Source organism: Orenia metallireducens, assembly GCF_003001995.1.
GTDB classification, from domain to species: domain Bacteria; phylum Bacillota; class Halanaerobiia; order Halobacteroidales; family Halobacteroidaceae; genus Orenia; species Orenia metallireducens_B.
On record NZ_PVNB01000071.1, the window covers coordinates 1 to 2081 of the forward strand.

Genomic DNA, 2081 nt, shown 5'->3' on the forward strand with positions numbered 1-2081 from the left:
AATAGAGTAGGACCAGCCTCACAGCTGGGACCTCTCTTCAAACTGCACGTACGGTTTTCCCGTATACAGCTTTCCTTTATTGTTGCTCCATTCCAGAGAGTAAGTTATCATCTCTGTATTACTACAGATGTAAATTTTACTCTTAGTTAAAGCAATATGTAAGTAATGATATTAAACCTTTCTCTTCTAGCATAGAATTAGATATTCTGTAGTTCTGATTCAATATTGCTTTCTTCTTCTCCATAAAAGCTCGAATACGCATCCTAATCCATGTATCTAACTTCCTAAATAACTTCTTTACATTCCCAAATTTAAAGTAATTTGCCCAACCCCTGAGCACTGGATTTAATTCAGCAATAATAAATTCTGCTGGAAACGGTCTTTGTCTTCTTGTTATATTCCTTATTTTATCTTTAAACTTATCAATTGCTTTCTTTCGAGGTCTTTTATACCTCCAAGCAATAAACTCATAACCTAAGAAAACAAAACCTTTTCCAAAATTAGTTATGACTGTTTTTTCTGGATGAAGAGTGAGTTTTAGCTTTCCTTCTATTATTTCTTTTATAACCTCTAATGCTCGATTAGCTTTTAGCTTTGATTTTGTAAGAACTACAAAATCATCTGCATATCTAACCAACTTATAGCCTCTAGCAGTCATCTCTTTATCAAATTGATGTAAATAGATATTAGCTAAAAGAGGAGAAATAACACCACCTTGTGGTGTTCCTTTCTCAGTACTCTCCTTTTTTCCTTTATTCATGATTCCAGCTGTTAACCACGAACGTATTAACCCTAATACCCATCCATCACTTATATACTCTGCAACAAAATCCATCAGCAACTCATGGTCTATATTATCAAAATATGATTTGATATCTGCATCAACAACCCATTTATAACCTTGACTTTTATACTCTTCTATCTTATCAATAGCATCATGGGCTGAACGATTTGGTCTAAAACCATAAGAGCAGTCACAAAATACTCGTTCAAATATAATTTCCATAACTTGTTTTACTGTTGCTTGAGCTATCCTGTCCTTTACTGTAGGTATACCTAGAGGTCTTTCTTTACCATTTCCTTTAGGAATATAAGTCCTTAATACTGGAGATGGCTTATATCTCTTTTCCTTCATCTGTCGATAAATTTCTCTCATATTAAGCTTGTAGTTATCTTTAAAATCTTCGATATCCTCTCCATCAATACCAGCACAACCTCCATTACTTAGCACTTGTTGAGCTGCATAATGCATTCTAAATTTATCTAGAATGATATTCTTTAATGTATAGTAGGTACGTATTCTTCTCACCTACCTTCCCTCATAACTTACCAGTCTTCCATTAAATCTTCCAACATACTAACCCCCTATCTTCACAATATTCCCGACCACGTCTCTAGGTAATTTACCAATCGCACCCTTCGGTTTATTGCTACTTAGGTTGCAGTAATCTCTATTATCTCTGTTTCCAGTTATGATTTCCCTTCTACATCCTCCATAGAGCCCACTAACTTCGTTAGTGTTTAAACCACTAAAATTAGTACATCACCACTCATATTTAACTTTGTACTTCAATAAAGCAGATATCCTTCGCTAAATTGGTTTTACCCTCGTATTAGTTACCTAATAGTCATCAGCCCAACTATCATTACTACTATGATATCATCTGATTTCTAGCTTAACATCACTTCGACTTTCCCTTTAAGGTTATATCTTAGTTTATCTTCATAAGTTCTTATGAAGAATTAAACTAGACCTCTCTCGGTCAATTATAGAATATTCCAACCATCCCAACCCTAATCACACATAATAGTTTGACATAGACAAACTCGTTATCTCGCTTTTTATCCAGAGCCACCTGCGCCCCTATGTCAACATTGGATTTCCTCGTTCTTATGGCGAGTCATCATTATTAAATGCCACCTCTGGTTCACATAATGTTTTAGGCTGGTTGTTCACCTCAGACTCTTCAGATTTTATCTCACGATAAACACCCTGTCACTGTTGGTTTCACACACCGATACGACCAAAACAGCATAGGTAAGACTTTCACTTACTATCTCTATAATTTACAAGACACACA

Annotated in this window: 1 protein-coding gene; it reads right to left on the reverse strand. The window is 35.1% G+C overall.

The window, feature by feature from the left end:
- Positions 1-142 precede the first annotated feature (142 nt).
- Positions 143-1309 (reverse strand): group II intron reverse transcriptase/maturase, encoded by a 1167-nt coding sequence (gene ltrA, locus BX659_RS18560; protein WP_097019709.1) that lies wholly within the window; start codon positions 1307-1309, stop codon positions 143-145.
- Positions 1310-2081: the final 772 nt, after the last annotated feature.